The sequence below is a fragment of the Arthrobacter sp. 2RAF22 genome (genome assembly GCF_052115325.1).
Lineage (GTDB): Bacteria > Actinomycetota > Actinomycetes > Actinomycetales > Micrococcaceae > Arthrobacter.
Genome location: NZ_JBFRGL010000011.1, coordinates 15,990 through 31,934, shown reverse-complemented (window position 1 = coordinate 31,934; position 15,945 = coordinate 15,990). Strand labels below are relative to the sequence as shown.

General features: G+C 64.0%; 15 protein-coding genes. 12 read left to right on the top strand and 3 right to left on the bottom strand.

Annotation, left to right across the window (positions count from 1 at the left end):
* Genes AB4068_RS10350 through bioB form a run of 3 tightly spaced genes read right to left on the bottom strand, consistent with a single transcriptional unit; the run spans position 1 to position 2,584 of the window.
* Positions 1-1,311 (bottom strand): adenosylmethionine--8-amino-7-oxononanoate transaminase, encoded by a 1,311-nt coding sequence (locus AB4068_RS10350; RefSeq protein ID WP_441433328.1) that lies wholly within the window; start codon positions 1,309-1,311, stop codon positions 1-3.
* Positions 1,308-1,559 carry a biotin synthase auxiliary protein BsaP gene (bsaP, locus tag AB4068_RS10345; RefSeq protein ID WP_441433327.1) on the bottom strand — a complete coding sequence of 84 codons (252 nt, stop codon included), beginning with the start codon at positions 1,557-1,559 and terminating at the stop codon, positions 1,308-1,310. The genes AB4068_RS10350 and bsaP overlap by 4 nt, the downstream gene beginning before the upstream one ends.
* The gene (bioB, locus tag AB4068_RS10340) at positions 1,556-2,584 is read right to left on the bottom strand and encodes a biotin synthase BioB (RefSeq protein WP_441433326.1); all 1,029 of its coding nucleotides are present in this window, start codon (positions 2,582-2,584) and stop codon (positions 1,556-1,558) included. Before bioB ends, bsaP begins: the two co-directional genes overlap by 4 nt.
* A 234-nt stretch (positions 2,585-2,818) precedes the next feature.
* Here bioB and AB4068_RS10335 point away from each other — a divergent pair, with 234 nt between their 5' ends.
* The 12 genes from AB4068_RS10335 (at position 2,819) to AB4068_RS10280 (ending at position 15,908) form a co-directional block, all read left to right on the top strand.
* A complete protein-coding gene (locus tag AB4068_RS10335) occupies positions 2,819-4,570 on the top strand; it encodes a purine-cytosine permease family protein (RefSeq protein WP_441433325.1) in 1,752 nt (583 codons plus the stop codon).
* A gap of 232 nt (positions 4,571-4,802) precedes the next feature.
* Positions 4,803-5,441: a DUF6318 family protein gene (locus tag AB4068_RS10330; RefSeq protein ID WP_441433324.1), complete on the top strand. Its 639-nt coding sequence runs from the start codon at positions 4,803-4,805 to the stop codon at positions 5,439-5,441.
* A 6-nt stretch (positions 5,442-5,447) separates the two neighbouring features.
* On the top strand, positions 5,448-6,383 hold the full coding sequence (locus AB4068_RS10325; protein ID WP_441433323.1) for a hypothetical protein: 936 nt from the start codon (positions 5,448-5,450) through the stop codon (positions 6,381-6,383).
* A gap of 89 nt (positions 6,384-6,472) precedes the next feature.
* On the top strand, positions 6,473-7,543 hold the full coding sequence (locus AB4068_RS10320) for an alkene reductase (protein WP_441433322.1): 1,071 nt from the start codon (positions 6,473-6,475) through the stop codon (positions 7,541-7,543).
* Between the two features lie 132 nt (positions 7,544-7,675).
* Positions 7,676-8,374, top strand: coding sequence for a GntR family transcriptional regulator (locus tag AB4068_RS10315; protein WP_284989712.1), 699 nt, complete (start codon positions 7,676-7,678; stop codon positions 8,372-8,374).
* 283 nt (positions 8,375-8,657) lie between these two features.
* Complete coding sequence (locus AB4068_RS10310) at positions 8,658-9,689, top strand: sugar phosphate isomerase/epimerase family protein (RefSeq protein WP_441433321.1); 1,032 nt, start codon at positions 8,658-8,660, stop codon at positions 9,687-9,689.
* Between the two features lie 4 nt (positions 9,690-9,693).
* Positions 9,694-11,433: a dihydroxyacetone kinase subunit DhaL gene (dhaL, locus tag AB4068_RS10305; protein ID WP_441433320.1), complete on the top strand. Its 1,740-nt coding sequence runs from the start codon at positions 9,694-9,696 to the stop codon at positions 11,431-11,433.
* The gene (locus AB4068_RS10300; protein WP_441433319.1) at positions 11,430-11,912 is read left to right on the top strand and encodes a ribose-5-phosphate isomerase; all 483 of its coding nucleotides are present in this window, start codon (positions 11,430-11,432) and stop codon (positions 11,910-11,912) included. Before dhaL ends, AB4068_RS10300 begins: the two co-directional genes overlap by 4 nt.
* A 1-nt stretch (position 11,913) precedes the next feature.
* Positions 11,914-12,903: a 3-hydroxyacyl-CoA dehydrogenase family protein gene (locus tag AB4068_RS10295; protein ID WP_284989716.1), complete on the top strand. Its 990-nt coding sequence runs from the start codon at positions 11,914-11,916 to the stop codon at positions 12,901-12,903.
* 23 nt (positions 12,904-12,926) lie between these two features.
* Positions 12,927-13,694 (top strand): SDR family NAD(P)-dependent oxidoreductase, encoded by a 768-nt coding sequence (locus AB4068_RS10290; protein ID WP_306962219.1) that lies wholly within the window; start codon positions 12,927-12,929, stop codon positions 13,692-13,694.
* An 80-nt stretch (positions 13,695-13,774) separates the two neighbouring features.
* Complete coding sequence (locus AB4068_RS10285; protein ID WP_059388113.1) at positions 13,775-15,124, top strand: MFS transporter; 1,350 nt, start codon at positions 13,775-13,777, stop codon at positions 15,122-15,124.
* Positions 15,075-15,908 (top strand): triose-phosphate isomerase family protein, encoded by an 834-nt coding sequence (locus tag AB4068_RS10280; protein ID WP_441433318.1) that lies wholly within the window; start codon positions 15,075-15,077, stop codon positions 15,906-15,908. The genes AB4068_RS10285 and AB4068_RS10280 overlap by 50 nt, the downstream gene beginning before the upstream one ends.
* The last annotated feature ends 37 nt before the right edge of the window (positions 15,909-15,945 follow it).

The window sequence follows — 15,945 nt, the reverse complement described above, 5'->3', positions numbered from 1 at the left end:
TCATGGCCCGTGCACCTCGGCCACGGCCGCCACCATACCCTCTGCGATCCGCCGGATCTCCTCGGCGGTGCTGATGTAGGGCGGCATCGCGTAAACAAGGGTCCGGAACGGCCGCACCCACACTCCATGCCCGACGGCGGCACTCGTCGCTGCGGCGACGTCCACTTCCGTGTTCAACTCGATGACGCCCACGGCGCCGATGGTGCGGACGTCCTTGACGGCGTCGAACGCATTTGCAGCTTCGAGGCCGGCCGCCAGGCCCGAGCCGATCCGGGCCACATCGCTGCGCCACCCGCCGCCGTCGAGAATTCCCAGGCTCGCATTGGCCACGGAACACGCGAGCGGATTGCCCATGAACGTCGGTCCGTGCAGCAAGGCGCCGGCACCGCCGTTCGAAACGCGGGCCGCCACTTCGCCCGTGCAGAGCATCGCCGCGAGCGTGAGGTAACCGCCCGTGAGGGCTTTGCCGACGCACATGATGTCTGGAACCACGCCTGCATGCTGCGCGGCGAAGAGCTCGCCCGTGCGGCCGAAACCGGTGGCGATCTCGTCGAGGATCAGGAGGATCCCGTGCCGATCGGCGATGTCGCGGAGGATGCGCAGGCATGCGGCGGCGTAAACGAACATGCCGCCGGCGCCTTGAAGCACGGGTTCCACGATGATCGCGGCCAGTTCGTTGGCGTGTTCTTGGGCGAGGGCTTCGGTGCACGCCTGCCATTCCGCGATTTCCTCGGGCGGCGCGCCCGCGGCGGGTGGCCTCGCGGCGAACACATTGGCTCCGAGCAGCCCGGGGAAGGCCGAGTGCATGCCGTCGACGGGGTCGCAGACCCCCATCGCCGCGAAGGTGTCGCCATGGTAACCGCCGCGGATGCTGAGGAAGCGTTGCCTCTTGGGGAACCCCGACGCAGTCTGGAACTGTACCGCGAGCTTGAGCGCCACCTCCACGGACACCGATCCAGAATCCGCCAGGAAAACCCGCTCCAACCTCGGCCGATCCGCCGCGGAAGGGGCCATGGCGACCAGCCGTTCGGCCAATTCGACGGCGGGTTCATGGGTGAGGCCACCGAACATCACATGGCTGAACGTAGCTAGTTGGCGCTTCGCCGCGCCATCCAGGACGGAATTCCGGTACCCGTGGATGACCGACCACCAGGAGGACATGGCATCGAGCACCTCGTGGCGTTGGCCGGTTTCGTCGCGGAGCCGCAGCGTCACGCCGTCGGCGTCTTCGACTTCCCACAACGGCAGCGTCCCCGACGCCGGAGCGTAGGGATGCCACAGGCTTGCCCGGTCACGCTGGATGACGCTCATGGCGTAACCCGGCCGTGGCGCGAGCATTCAGCGGTCCAGCCGAGCGGCGTGACCTGGACTTTCATGCGGCGCCGGCAGACAGCGCAATAGCGGGGAGGCTCCATCGCGAGGCGCTGCTGGCAGCCCAGGTGGGCGTCCGACGTCGGGCGCTCACCTTGGGGTACCGGGTCGCTCTGCATGGCGGGTCCGGCTTGCGTGGCGGGTCCGCCGCAGTGCCCGCAGAAGCATGCCGTCTCAACAGTGCTCACAGCGACTTCTGGAGTTCCTTGATGGGCATGTTCAGCTCCACGAGGAGGTTGAGGTCGGCGTCGGCGGGTCGGCCGAGTGTGGTGAGGTAGTTGCCGACGATCACGGCGTTGATGCCGCCCATGAGGCCTTCGCGCGTTCCGAGGTCGCCCAGGGTCAGTTCCCGTCCGCCGGCGTAACGCAGTACGGTCCGCGGCATGGCGAGGCGGAACGCGGCGATTGCGCGGAGGGCGTCCTTGCCGTCCATGATTCCTTGGTTTTCGAGGGGCGTTCCCGGGCGCGGATTGAGGAAGTTCAGCGGGACTTCGTGGGGTTCGAGGGCCGCGAGCTGGCTGGCGAGTTCGGCGCGCTGGGCGGTGGTTTCGCCCATGCCGATCAGGGCACCGCAGCACAGTTCCATGCCGGCCGCCTTGACCATGTTGCAAGTGTCGAGGCGTTCCTCGTAGGAGTGCGTGGTGACGACTTCGGGGAAGTAGCTGCGCGCGGTTTCGAGGTTGTGGTTGTAGCGGTGGACGCCCCATTCGGCGAGTTGGTCCACTTGGCGCTGGGTGAGCATGCCCAGCGAGCACGCGATGTTGATGTCCACTTCTGCGTTGATGCGGTCGATCGCGAACTTGATCTGGTTCATGAGCTTGATGTCCGGCCCTCGGACGGCTGCGACGATGCAGAACTCGGTGGCCCCGGTGGCGGCGGTTTCCTTGGCGGCCTTGACGAGCTCGGGGATGTCGAGCCAGACGCCCCGGACCGGACTGTCGAACAATCCCGACTGGCTGCAGAAATGGCAGTCCTCAGGGCATCCTCCGGTCTTGATGGAGATGATTCCCTCCACTTCGACGTCCTCGCCGCAGTGCTCCAGGCGGACTTCGTGGGCAAGCTGCAGGGCTTCGGGAATGGCCTCGTCCGGGAGCTCGAGGATCTCGAGCAGTTGGGCTTCGCTGAGTCCTTCGCCTTTCGCGAGGACTTGCTCGCGGGCTGTTTCCAGAATCGGATAGGTGGACGTACGCCTTGGGTTTGGCTGGGTGGTCATGATGCTCCTCGGCCGTTACTTGCAGGGGATGGTGCGTTCCTTCACGACGGTAGTGGGCCTGCGGGACCGCGATTTTGTTGGACGTCCACAAACCCGGAGCCGCAATCTTGGCGTCCAACTCGCTGGATAAGTTACAGCGCGGAAACATCGTGGTGACTCCGTGGTTCCATCCCGCCGATAGCGTCGAGCCCATGTTCATCGGGGAAAGATGTCGAGACGAGGAAAGTTGCGGGGATGACTGACGATTCGAAGACAACGCAAGTGCTTGAACCCCTGACGGCGGGTGGCTCCCCGGTGGGGGTCGCCGTCGTCGAACCTTCGGAGGCGCTAGGCGCAGGGAGCCGCACGGCTGGTAATGCCGATGCGATGAGCGCAGCGAAGGAGAGCCTGGAGGACTACACCCTCAGGTTCGCGCCACGGTCCTACCGCAAATGGGGTGCGGGTGTGGTGGCGACGAGTGCGCTCGGTGGAATCGCGTATTTGGCTGATTTCTCGATCGGTGCGAACATCGGTATTTCGTACGGCACCGTGAACGCTATTTTCGGAATCGTCGTGGCGGCCGTGGTCATTTTCGCCACCGGATTTCCCTTGGCCTACTACGCGGCCCGGTACAACATTGATCTTGACCTCATCACGCGGGGTTCCGGATTCGGCTATTACGGCTCGGTGGTCACCAACGTCATTTTCGCGACGTTCACGTTCATCTTCTTCGCGCTTGAGGGTTCCATCATGGCTCAAGGCCTGGAACTTGGGCTGGGCATCCCGCAGTGGCTCGGTTATGCGGCGTCCACGCTTATTGTGATTCCCTTGGTGATTTACGGGATGAAGGCCTTGTCCAAGTTGCAGGTGTGGACCACTCCTTTGTGGCTCCTGCTCATGGTGGTTCCCGTGGGGTATTTGGTGATTTCGCACCCGGACAGCATCGGGGAATTCTTCGCGTTCACGGGCAAATCCGGCGCTGAAGGCACCAACCTGGCCTCCGTGATGCTGGCCGCGGGTGTCTGCCTGTCGCTCATGGCGCAGATCGCGGAGCAGATTGACTATTTGCGTTTCATGCCTCCCAAGACCGCCGAGAACCGTGGTGCTTGGTGGCGTGCCGTGATCCTGGCGGGGCCGGGCTGGGTGATTTTCGGCGCGATCAAGCAGATCGTGGGCATGTTCATTGCCATCTACCTGATTGCGACCCTGGATCCAGCCGCCTCCGCGCATGCCAACGAGCCGGTGCATCAATTCCTTGGCGTGTACCAGGAAATGATGCCGGCTTGGCTGGCGATGACCTTGGCCGTGGTGCTTGTGGTCATTTCGCAAATCAAGATCAACGTGACCAATGCCTACTCCGGCTCGCTCGCGTGGACCAACAGCTTCACGCGTATCACCAAGAGTTACCCGGGGCGCATGGTGTTCGTGGTGGTGAACCTGGTGATTGCGCTGGTGCTGATGGAAGCGAACATGTTCGAGTTCCTGAACACCATCCTTGGGTTCTACGCGAATTGCGCCATGGCATGGGTGGTTACCGTTGCGTCCGATATTGCCATCAACAAGTATTTGCTCAAGATTTCGCCCAAGGTTCCCGAATTCCGCCGAGGCATGCTTTACGCCGTCAACCCGGTGGGCTTTATCTCGATGTTGGTTTCGGCCGTTGTCTCGATTGCGGTGTTCTTCGGCGCTTTCGGTTCAGCTGTGCAGCCATATTCGCCGATCTTCGCCGTTGGGCTGGCGCTTGTGCTGCCGCCAGCGCTGGCCGTGTTGACCCGCGGGAAGTACTACCTACGCCGCTCCGACGACGGAATCGATCTGCCGATGTTCGACGCCGACGGCAACCCGAGCGACGCCAAGCTGCTGTGCCACGTGACCGGACTGGAGTTCGAGCGCCCGGATATGGTCCGCTCGGCCCAGGACGGGCCCGACGGCGAGCCGCAGTTCATCTCTTCGCTCGCTTTGTCGACGGATAAGTCGGGCGGGTTGGTCCTGCCGGCCCAAAAGTAGGCGGGTGCTCAAGGTCCCATAGGCCTCGACGACGGATGGGCGGCCTGGCCGCGGTCCCGTCGTCGGGGCCTTTGGTTTGTGTTTGTTGTGGTGGGCCTGTGGTGGGCCGCGCTGGTGAAGCGATCGTGTGTAATGAACCGGAGCCTGTGGATAACTTTCCCGCCACGACGGGCAATTAAGCTACCCTTTTTGGAAACGTTTAGTCTTGAAAACTATTTGGGGATAGCAAACCATGACTCCACGCACCTCGGTTTCTGCTCGCTTTTTCATGATTGTCAGCCTTGGCACGGCGTTGACGCTGACTGCGTGCGGGAACACTACCCAGCCGCAGTCTGCGTCGCCTACAGATTCTGCTTCAGCTTCAGCCAGCGTCACTGGTGCTCCCTCTCCGACCTCGACGGCTGTTTACAAACCCGCGGACGCCAAGGGGAAAGCTGAGAACGTCCCGGTTCCCGTGTTGCCGGAGGCCGCGAAGGCGAACACGAAGGAAGGCGTGGAGGCGTTTGCGAGGTACTGGTTCCAGGCGCTTTCATATGCCTATGAGACTGGGGACACTGAACACTGGTCGCCGAAGACCGCTTCTCAATGCGTCTTCCGTGCAAGTCTCAAAAAAGGGCTAGATTCCGGATACTCCAAAGGACGATGGCTTGTCGGCGGCAAGATGACGACACCATCAATTAGGGCGCTATACAAACCGGATGCACCTTCTCAGCAGGTGGAGATTCAAACTATCCAGGACCAAATCGACTACTTCGAAGCCGATGGAAGCATTAGCCAGCCTCCAACGCCTCCATCTAACTCGGCAACAGTCATGATTGCAGTTTTCGAATCAGACGCTTGGAAAGTCTCAGACCTCGGACTGATCCAGTAGAACACAATGAAACCGAGATATTGGGCAGTTCCGGTTTTGGTACTTGTGGTCAGTTTGGTCGCCCCGATCGAACGCGCGGCCGCCACACAGGACGATCCTGTATCTGCGGGATTTCAAAAAAGAGGAATCGAGGTCCTGGTTAGGTGGATCCGTGACCCCCAGACCGGCGAATTCATGCTCGCCCCGCCAAACTTTGTCAGCGACGACCCCAACCAATACAAGGCAGAGCTCCAATGCCAGGTTGACGAGAATGCCTTGGACAAGAAGTGCCTTCCCGGTCAAGTGCAGTGCCCGCCCCGCGAGCCCGGTGGGAAGTCCGGAACGCCCGTCATCTGGAAGGTAGCGCCCAGAGCGCTTTCAAATCCCACGTGGGTCGACTGGAAATCGGGTAACAACGGTCCGTCGTGCCTGTACGACGAAAAGCCCGAAGATGTCTTGGAGAGGATTGCAGCGAGAATCGAGAGCGACTTCCGCAACCTTCCCATCAAACCGGCTAGCCTTACCGCTCAACCAAGCCCGCACACGCTCAAGGGCGCTGAAACAAACATCTTCGCGGACGCCGTTGAGCAGCAATTCGATGTCACGATCCTCGGCCAGCGAGTCCACATAGTCGCAACCCCCATGGAGTACACCTATGCCTACGGGGACGGCAGCAGCCTCGGGCCGACACCGTTTGCTGGCGGGCCGCTTCCGGAGTCCGAATGGGGCCAAAAGACCAGAACAAGCCACGTGTATCAACAGACCGGTGACTTTCAGATCTCCCTGACCACCACCTTCCGCGGCACCTACTCCGTGAACGGCGGTCCGGACATGCCGATTCCCGGCACAGGACAATTTGCGTCGCCGTCCCAGAAGGTGAGCGTCTGGAGGTCGATCACGCGCAACTACGCCGACAACTGCATCGTGAATCCGCGGGGCGAAGGCTGCCCGGGCGTTCCCTAAGGGCGTGTGATCCGCGTCTCAACAGGAATAGTTGCAGGCGCGCGGCAGTTGCCCCCAGTGGACCTGTTCCCGTTTGAAAGGCACTGCCCATGTTGTTTTCCCCTTTGACTCTCGGCGAGATTGAAATTCCCAACCGCTTGGTCATGGCGCCGCTGACCCGCCTCCGTTCGGGCATCGAAGGCGTTCCCGGTCCGCTGGTCGCGGAGCACTATCGGCAGCGTGCTTCCCTCGGGCTGATCGTCAGCGAGGGCACCTACCCGACGCCGGCAGGGCAGTCCTACCCGGGACAGCCCGGCCTCGTCACCGAGGAACAGATCGCGGGCTGGAAGAAGGTAACGGACGCCGTCCATGCCGAGGGTGGCCGGATTTTCGCCCAAGTCATGCACGGTGGCCGCGTTTCCCACTCGGACATCGCCGGCGGTCACGAGATCGTGGCACCCAGTGCCGTGGCCATCGACGGCGAAGTCCGCACTCCGAACGGCAAGAAGCCCTATCCGGTGCCCCGCGAACTGAGTACCGATGAACTCCCCTCGGTGATCCAGGAAATCGTCACAGCTTCCCGGAACGCCGTCGAGGCAGGATTCGACGGCGTCGAACTCCACTCGGCGAATGGCTACCTGCTGCACGAATTCCTGGCACCCAACACCAACGTCCGCACTGACAGCTACGGCGGTTCGCCGGAAAACCGTGCACGCTTTGTGATCGAGACCGTCAACGCGGTGGTAGAAGCCTTGGGCGCCAACCGGGTCGGCATCCGGATTTCCCCTGAGCACTCGGTCCAGGGAATCGCCGAGACCGACCCCACGGATGTCCGCGCCACCTATGAAGTCCTGGTGGACACCATCGCCTCGCTCAACCTCGCGTACCTCAGCATCCTCCACCATGATCCCAAGGGTGAGCTCGTCCAGGACCTGCGCGAGCGCTTCAACGGCACCTTCCTCGTCAACACCGGCTTCGGTGTAGTGACCACCCGGGATGAAGCTCTGGCGCTCGTGGCCGACGGCCATGCCGACGCCGTCGTGGTCGGACGCCCGGCCATCGCCAACCCGGACCTTGCGCGCAGGTGGCGTGAAGGCCTCCCGCTCAACGAACCGGATCCGTCCACGTTCTACGGCGAAGGCGCCAAGGGGTACACCGACTACCCGTTCTACGCCAACTAGAACCCCCGAAACCCCGACGGCGGCACCTGCGAAAGGTGCCGCCGTCGGGGTTTAACCGTGCGCGCGAGGCTTCAGAGTCCGCATAGGGCGTCCGAAGCCGCCACAAAGAGACCATTCCTATAGGATTTGTCTATGAAACTCGCTTCCTCCCGGGACCGCGCCCCCGGCCGGCCCGTCAGCCGCCAGGTTCTCGCCGACCACGTGTATGAGGAACTTCTCGCGTGGCTCATGGACGGCCGGCTCGAACCGGGAGCCGCGGTCAGCATCGACGGGACGGCGCGGGAATTGGACGTTTCGCCTACGCCGGTGCGCGAGGCACTGGCGCGGCTGGAGCACACAGGCATGGTCCGCCGGGTTGCCCTCAAGGGGTACAGGGTGGCCCCGGTTTTCACGCGCGAGGATTTTGCCGAACTCATGGAGGCCCGGCTCGCGATTGAGCCGGTGAATGCGCGCTTGGCGTGCAGCCGGATTACCCCGGAGGGTTTGGCGGATTTGCGGGAGGCTGTGAAGGACCTGGAGACTGCTCCTCGAGGCCCGTCTTTCGTGGAATTCCGGGACTATCTCGACGCCGATGAGCGCTTCCATAAGCTGATCGCCGAGCAGTCCGGCAACCAATTCATGCTTGCTGCCTACGCCGCGCTGGGTGGCCAGGTCCAGCGGTTCCGGCTGTTCGGGGGAGTGGGCATCACCGACGCAGACCAGGCCATTGCGGAACACCAAGCAGTGCTCGACGCGCTGGCGAGCGGTGACCCGGAACAGGCCGCGGCCGCCATGGCCGACCACGTGCACAAGGTCCGCGCCCGGGCCATCGCCGACGCACCCGCTGACTGATCTCCCGCCGCCCAAGCCGAGTCCGACGGCGATCCAGGACGGCGACTCGACGCCGCCAGACCCCGAAGGCCCGCCTAACGGCGGGCCTTCTGCGTGCGCGGCGAACGCGGCGTTCCGGTGACCCACTTCACAAACATATGTAAGACATATAGGATCTTTGATGACGCGGAGCTAGGGTGCGAAGAGGCGGGGCCAGCCCACGGAAGTCCGAATAAATATGTTGACAGCCTTGCCTGAATAGTAAATCCTATAGGAAACAGGATTCCACGAAGGAGTGAAAACTATGGCTTACACCGCCGAAACCTGGCCCATCACTGCGGCCTTGCTCCAGTTCCCCGGCACCGACGCCACAGGACAGCACATCAACGACGCCGACGCTTCCGCTTGGGCCGAGGTCCTGCAGGAAGTCAAGGACGCAGGGTTTGCCAACGCAGACCTCACGGACAGCTGGGTCCGCCCGGGCGACCTCAGCAAGGAACGCCTCGCCGAGTTCAAGCAGACCGCGGAGCACGTTGGCATTGGCATCCCGGTCATCTCGGCTATCCGCCGCAGCATCATCCACACCGGCGACTGGGCCGAGAACCTGGCGTACAGCCACCGGACCATCGATGCCGCAGCCGAACTCGGCTGCGAGGTTGTCTCCTTCGGACTCCACCAGGCCATCACCGCCGAGCAGCAAAAGCAGCTGTGGTTCTGGACGGTGGAAGGCTACAAGGATCCGGCGGGGGACAAGGAAGCCTGGGGCAAGGCGGTCGCCCGCTTGCGGGAACTCGGTGAGCACGCCGCGGAAGCCGGCATCCTCCTCTCCCTGGAAATGTATGAGGACACCTACCTCGGCACCGCCGATTCCTCGGTCCGGCTGGTCCAGGACATCGGGCTGGACAACGTTGGCCTCAACCCGGACCTTGGCAACCTCATCCGCCTCCACCGTCCCATCGAGGACTGGCGCGAGATGGTGGCCAAGACCCTGCCGTACTCCAACTACTGGCACATGAAGAACTACATCCGCGACGAAGACGTGGCCCGGGACAGCTACATCACCATGCCTGCGCCGATGGAGAGCGGCCTGATCAACTACCGCGAGGCTTTCAAACTCGCGCTGTCGGTAGGCTTCCAGGGCATCTTGTGCACCGAGCACTACGGCGGCGACGGGCTCAGCGTCACGGCGAGCAACCAGGAATACCTCCGGCGGCAGGTTCTTCCGAAGACAGAGAACTACGTCCTCGGCCAGAGCCAGGTAGCCCAGGGCCGGCAGCAGCCTTCCGGCCGGACCGGCTCCACCCAGCCAGCAACCTCCCAGCTGGCTGGTGTCTAGGATCATGACAAGGATTTTCGACAACCCCGCAGACTTCGCGGACGATGCCCTCGACGGATTCGTCGCCGCCAACCGCGGCTATGTTGCCCGGGTGGACGGCGGAGTGGTCCGTTCCACCGAAGTCCCCGCCGGACAAGTTGCCCTTGTGGTGGGCGGCGGCTCGGGACACTACCCTGCTTTCGCCGGACTGGTGGGACCGGGCCTGGCAACTGCCTCGGCGTGCGGCAACATGTTCGCTTCCCCGGCGGCCGGCCAGGTGTATCGCGTGGCCAAAGCAGCCAACGCGGGCGGCGGAGTCCTGCTCAGCTACGGCAACTACGCCGGCGACGTGCTGCACTTCGGCCAGGCCCAGTTGCGGCTCAACGCCGAAGGCATCGAAACCCGCACCGTGACTGTTACCGACGACATCGCCAGCGCGCCGCTGGACCAGATCGAAAAGCGGCGCGGGATCGCGGGCGACCTCACGGTCTTCAAGATCGCCGGGGCCGCGGCCGAAGCGGGACTGGACCTGGACGCCGTCGAGCGCTTGGCCATCAAAACGAACTACCGCACGCGTTCGCTCGGGGTGGCCTTCGACGGTTGTACACTCCCAGGCGCCTCGGATCCGCTGTTCCACGTTCCGGCCGGCCAGATGTCCCTCGGCCTGGGCATCCACGGCGAACCGGGCATTTCCGAGCACAAAATGCCCACCGCTTCCGAGCTCGCCGAACTGCTCGTCTCCAAGCTCCTCAACGACAAACCGGACGACGCCGGAGACCGCGTGGTGGCTCTTGTCAACGGCCTCGGCACGGTCAAGTACGACGAACTCTTCCTGCTCTTCGGCAAGATCGAAAAGCTCCTCGGCAAGGCTGGCCTCACGGTAGTCGAACCCGAGTGCGGCGAGCTCGTGACAAGCCTGGACATGTCCGGTCTTTCACTCACGCTGCTCTGGCTGGACGAGGAGCTCGAACAGTATTGGGCAGCACCCGCGGACACTCCGGCGTTCGGCAAGGGCAACCTCGCGCCCCGCCCGCCCCGCAACTTGGCGAGCGTCACCGCGGTGGACGAGTCCGACGTCGAGCAGCCCACCGCGGCCGCTGCCGAACTCGGCCGGCAGGCCGTAGACGTGCTCGCCCAGGTGCGGGACGTCGTCGTCGAACATGAAGAAGAGCTCGGCAAGCTGGACGCGATTGCCGGCGACGGCGACCACGGCATCGGTATGCGACGCGGCGTTGAAGCGGCATTCAGCGCAGCAGAGGCGGCAAGCGGAGCCTCTGTGGGTCGGGTCCTGACGGCGGCGGGGGAGGCCTGGAGCGAACGCGCCGGCGGTACCTCGGGCGCGCTGTGGGGCTCGGCGATCATTGCGGCCGGACAGGCGCTCGGCAACAAAGCAGGCTACTCGGGCGAGGATGCCGCGGCCGCTGTCACTGGCTTTGTGGACGCGATCACGGAACTCGGCAAGGCCGAGCCCGGCGACAAGACCATGGTGGACGCGCTGCTGCCGTTCCGGGATGCGTTCCTCACAGAGTTCGACGCCGGAGCCCCGGTTGACCGGGCCCTCGCGGCTGCTGCTGCGGCGGCCGAGTCCGCGGCAGCTGACACGGCGCGGTTGCGTCCGCTCAAGGGCAGGGCCCGTCCGCTCGCGGAGAAGAGCCTGGGCCACCCCGATCCCGGAGCGGTCTCCTTCGGGCTGATCACGGCGAGGATCTCACAACATATCGACGCGCAGCTGGCGTCCCCGGCAGGAAACGGAGTTCAAGCATGAGCACATCAGAGGGCTGGCGGATCATCGTCGGCAATGACGAAGCGGGCGTCGAATACAAGCAGGCACTCATGGCGCTGCTTGAGGCCGATCCCCGGGTGGCGTCGGTCACCGACGTGGGCGTAGGCGCCAACGACTCCACGGCCTACCCGCACGTTGCCGTGGATGCAGCGCGCAAAGTTGCCGAGGGCGAGGCAGATCGCGCCCTCCTGATCTGCGGCACGGGCCTGGGCGTGGCCATCGCGGCCAACAAGGTTCCCGGAATCCGGGCCGTCACCGCGCACGACAGCTACTCCGTGGAACGCTCGGTCCTCAGCAACAACGCCCAGATCCTGACCTTGGGACAGCGGGTGATTGGCTTGGAACTGGCCAAGAAACTGGTGGGCGAATGGCTGGGCCACCACTTCGACGAAACATCATCTTCCGCCGCCAAGGTGGACGCCATTTGCTCCTACGAGCCCGATTACACAAAGGCAGTGTGACATGACTGAATCAGCAAGCAGCGCCACAGGCGACGGAAGCGCGGCCCGGAAGATCGCCGTCGTCGGCTCCGGTTACATGGGCGGCGGGATCGCGCAGGTCCTGGCCCTCGGGGGAGCGCGCGTGGCGTTGGCGGATGTGTCCGCCGAAATCGCGCAGAAGAACTACGACCGCCTGCTGGTGGAGTCGGACGAATTCGTGGCCGCAGGTCTCTTTCCGGAAGGTTCCACGGCAATCCTGAAAGCCAATCTGTGGGCCGCCAAGGACATCGAAGAGGCGGTGGCGGACGCCGACTTCATCGAAGAAGCCGTCCCCGAGGTCCTCGACATCAAGCACCAGACCCTGGCCCGCATCAGCGCGGCCGCCCGTCCCGACGCGCTGATCGGCTCCAACACCTCTACCATTTCCATCGCCGATCTCGCCGAGGCCGTTGTCGGCCCCGAGCGATTCCTGGGAGTGCACTTCTCCAACCCGTCGCCGTTCATCCCCGGCGTCGAGATCATCCCCCACGCCGGCACCACGCCGGAGACCGTGGCTGCGGCCCGCGAACTGGTCCACGCGGCCGGCAAGCAAACCGCCGTCGTCAAGGACGTCACCGGTTTCGTGCTCAACCGGCTTCAGTACGCGCTTTTCCACGAGGCCGCCCAGTTGGTGGAGCAGGGGATCGCAACAGCGGACGACGTCGACACCCTGGTCCGTACGACGTTCGGCTTCCGCTTGCCGTTCTTTGGCCCATTCGCGATCGCGGACATGGCCGGACTGGACGTCTACAACTTCTGCTACAAATCCCTGCAGACCGGATTCCCGGAACGCTTCGCGACCCCGAAGATCCTGAGCGACCTCGTGGAGGCGGGGAAGCTGGGCACCAAGACCGGCGCGGGCTTCCTCAACGTCCCGGCGGAACGCACGCCCGAACTCATCGCTTACCGGAACAAGGCCTACGTGGCCATGCAGAAGCTCCTTGATGAGCTTGGCCCGGCACCGATCAACTAGCCCACATTCACAGGAGAATACCCATGAGCACCTTCCCCGCAGAACGCACCGCAATCGTCACCGGCGCTGTCTCCGAGCGCGGCATCGGCCGGGCCACCGTCAACTACCTCGCAGCACAGGGCTGGAATATCGGCATCATCGACCTCGACGACGCCCTCTGCAAGAGCACCGCCAAGGAAATCGCCGCCGAATATGGAGTCCAGGCCTACGGCGTCGGCGCCAACGTGGCTTCCGAAGCCGAGGTACGGTCGGCGATCGACACCCTCGAGGCCGAGTTGCCGCAGATCGTCGCACTGGCCAACGTTGCCGGCGTCAGCTCACCGGTTCCGTACCTGGAACTCGAGCCCGCTGAATGGGACCGCGTCCTGAACATCAACCTCAACGGCGTCCACTTCGCCACCCGCCGCGTGGCCGAATCCATGGTCAGGAACCGGATCGGACGCATCGTGAACATCTCCTCTGTTTCCGCCCAGCGCGGCGGCGGGACGTTCTCCAAGACCCCGTATTCGGTGGCCAAGGCCGGCGTCATCGGTTTGACCCGCGCCACAGCGCGCGAACTGGGGGAATACGACATCACCGTCAACGCCATCTCTCCCGGCCCCATCGACACCGACATCATGGGCGGCACCCTCAGCGAGGAACGCAAGGACGAACTCACCAAGGACCTCGTGGTGAACCGCGTGGGCTCCACGCGGGACATCGCCGCCGCCATCGCCTTCCTCATCAGCGAAGACTCCGGCTACATCTCGGGCCAGACGCTGAATGTCGACGGCGGTTTGTACATGCACTAAAGCGCGGCTCCACCACCGTTGCCCAAACCTTACTACTCAACACTGATTTCTCAACACTGATTACTCAACGAGGAGTTTCGATGTCCGCTGTAACAACGTCCACGAAGGAGATGCTGGATTCGCCGGTCCTGAAATCGGCGATCCGCAAGGCTGCCTTCCGGCTCATGCCGATGCTGGTCATCCTCTATGTGGTTTCCTTCCTCGACCGCACCAACGTCGGATTCGCCGAAGCTGCACTCGGCGCCGACAAAGGCGTCTCGGCCGGGGCGTTCGCGCTCGGTGCCGGTATTTTCTTCATCGGTTACGCGATCTTTGAAATCCCCAGCAACCTGCTGCTCAAGAAGGTCGGCGCGAAGGTCTGGCTCGCACGCATCGCGATCACGTGGGGCATCGTCTCTGCCTGCTTTGCGTTCGTGCAGGGTGAGACGTCCTTCGTGATCCTGCGGTTCCTGCTCGGCGTGACGGAGGCGGGCCTGTTCCCCGGCGTCATCATGTACTTGGCCGAGTGGTTCCCGAACAAGGTGCGCGTGCAGATGTTCGCGATCTTCTACCTCGCCCAGCCGTTCTCCCAGATGATCGGCAACCCGCTCTCCGGCTGGCTCATCAACATCGGCGACCAGCTTCCTGGCGTCCGTGGCTGGCAGGTCATGTTCTTCACCGAGGGCATCCTGGCGGTACTCGCCGGCGTTGCGGCGTTCTTCTTCCTGATCAACGGGCCGGAGAAGGCCAAGTTCCTCAACGTCGACGAGAAGTTCGCGCTCAAGGAGATCATGACGCAGGAAGACACGGTCAAGGATGAAACCGGGCCGCGGGGAGTCTTCGCTGCGATGCGCAACGGCCGCGTCTGGTACTTCACCCTCATCTACTTCTGCCTGCAGATCGCCGTCTACGGCGTGACCTTCTTCCTCCCGCAGCAGGTGTCCTCGCTGACAGGCCAGAAGGTGGGCCTCGCCGTCGGGCTCCTGATCGCGGTGCCGTGGTTCTTTGGCATCTTCTCCTGCTACCTGATTGGCCGGGCCGCCAACACCGTAGCCAAGCGCCGCATGTTCGGCACGGTGCTGTTCGTTTCCACCGGTGTGTGCATCCTCGGTTCGGCATGGGCCGGCACCAACCACCAGCCGGTCCTCGGACTGATCTTCATCACCCTCGCGGTCTGTAGCTTCCTCGCCGTCGGGCCGGTGGTCTGGGCCTACCCTACGGCGTTCCTTGCGGGTTCGGCAGCCGCGGCGGGCATCGGCCTGATCAACTCGCTGGGCAACCTGGGCGGCTTCGTGGCCCCGATCCTTCGGACCGCGGTCAACAGCGCCACGGCGGACCCCACCGGATCCGCCGGGGTCTATGCGCTCGGCATCCTGCCCTTCCTGGCGGCCGCCATGATGTATGGCACCCGGGCGTTTAGGAACAAGGCCGACGATCTCCTGGACAAGTAGCCCGTTGTACATCGGGGTCAGCACCAAGATGTACATGGGGTACCGGCACAGCATGTCTTGGCTGGAGCAACTCCGAAGCGAAGTGGACGCCCGTCCGGCCCTCGTGGCCGGGCGGGTGGTCCCGTTTGTGATCCCGTCGTTCCCCATGTTGCCTGAGGCGGCCCGGATTCTGGACGGCTCTCCTGTCCACCTGGGTGCGCAGAACTGCGGCTGGGCCGAGGGTCCATGGACGGGGGAAGTGTCACCGTCGTTGCTGGCGGAGCTCGGTGTGCGGCTCGTGGAGATCGGACACGCTGAACGACGCCGGCACTTCGCCGAGGACGACGCCGTGGTCGCGTTGAAGGTCCGGGCCGCCGTGGAGGCAGGGTTGACCCCGCTGCTGTGTGTCGGCGAGGAGGCCGTCGCCGATCCGGCGGTGTCGGCGTCGTTCGTGTTCCGGCAGATCTCTGCCGCCGTCCGGGACGACTGGGCGACCGCCGCCCGCCTGGTTATTGCGTACGAACCGGTGTGGGCCATCGGCGCTGCCGAGCCAGCCGGCGCAGCCTACGTGTCCGATGTCGTCGCCCATCTCCGGGACTTGCTCGCCGAACTTGGCCTCGCCGGGCTGCCGATCATTTACGGTGGCTCGGCCAAACCGGGTCTCCTGCCCGAACTGCGGGGCGTGTCAGGCCTCTTCCTAGGCCGCTTCGCCCACGACGCCGCGAACTTCGGGGCGGTACTGGATGAGGCGCTGCGGCTGGACGAGGCGCTGGGCTTGCCCGAGGCCCTGGGATTGCCCAACTAACTCGCAGTAGTTGTCGTTTTCAGCCCTCAAAACGACA

Excerpts from the sequence above, each read along its gene's own strand:
- AB4068_RS10350 (WP_441433328.1), bottom strand. The coding sequence starts at position 1,311 with ATGAGCGTCATCCAGCGTGACCGGGCAAGCCTGTGGCATCCCTACGCT.
- bioB (WP_441433326.1), bottom strand. The coding sequence starts at position 2,584 with ATGACCACCCAGCCAAACCCAAGGCGTACGTCCACCTATCCGATTCTG.
- AB4068_RS10335 (WP_441433325.1), top strand. The coding sequence starts at position 2,819 with ATGACTGACGATTCGAAGACAACGCAAGTGCTTGAACCCCTGACGGCG.
- AB4068_RS10330 (WP_441433324.1), top strand. The coding sequence starts at position 4,803 with ATGACTCCACGCACCTCGGTTTCTGCTCGCTTTTTCATGATTGTCAGC.
- AB4068_RS10325 (WP_441433323.1), top strand. The coding sequence starts at position 5,448 with ATGAAACCGAGATATTGGGCAGTTCCGGTTTTGGTACTTGTGGTCAGT.
- AB4068_RS10320 (WP_441433322.1), top strand. The coding sequence starts at position 6,473 with ATGTTGTTTTCCCCTTTGACTCTCGGCGAGATTGAAATTCCCAACCGC.
- AB4068_RS10315 (WP_284989712.1), top strand. The coding sequence starts at position 7,676 with ATGAAACTCGCTTCCTCCCGGGACCGCGCCCCCGGCCGGCCCGTCAGC.
- AB4068_RS10310 (WP_441433321.1), top strand. The coding sequence starts at position 8,658 with ATGGCTTACACCGCCGAAACCTGGCCCATCACTGCGGCCTTGCTCCAG.
- dhaL (WP_441433320.1), top strand. The coding sequence starts at position 9,694 with ATGACAAGGATTTTCGACAACCCCGCAGACTTCGCGGACGATGCCCTC.
- AB4068_RS10300 (WP_441433319.1), top strand. The coding sequence starts at position 11,430 with ATGAGCACATCAGAGGGCTGGCGGATCATCGTCGGCAATGACGAAGCG.
- AB4068_RS10295 (WP_284989716.1), top strand. The coding sequence starts at position 11,914 with ATGACTGAATCAGCAAGCAGCGCCACAGGCGACGGAAGCGCGGCCCGG.
- AB4068_RS10290 (WP_306962219.1), top strand. The coding sequence starts at position 12,927 with ATGAGCACCTTCCCCGCAGAACGCACCGCAATCGTCACCGGCGCTGTC.
- AB4068_RS10285 (WP_059388113.1), top strand. The coding sequence starts at position 13,775 with ATGTCCGCTGTAACAACGTCCACGAAGGAGATGCTGGATTCGCCGGTC.
- AB4068_RS10280 (WP_441433318.1), top strand. The coding sequence starts at position 15,075 with ATGGCACCCGGGCGTTTAGGAACAAGGCCGACGATCTCCTGGACAAGT.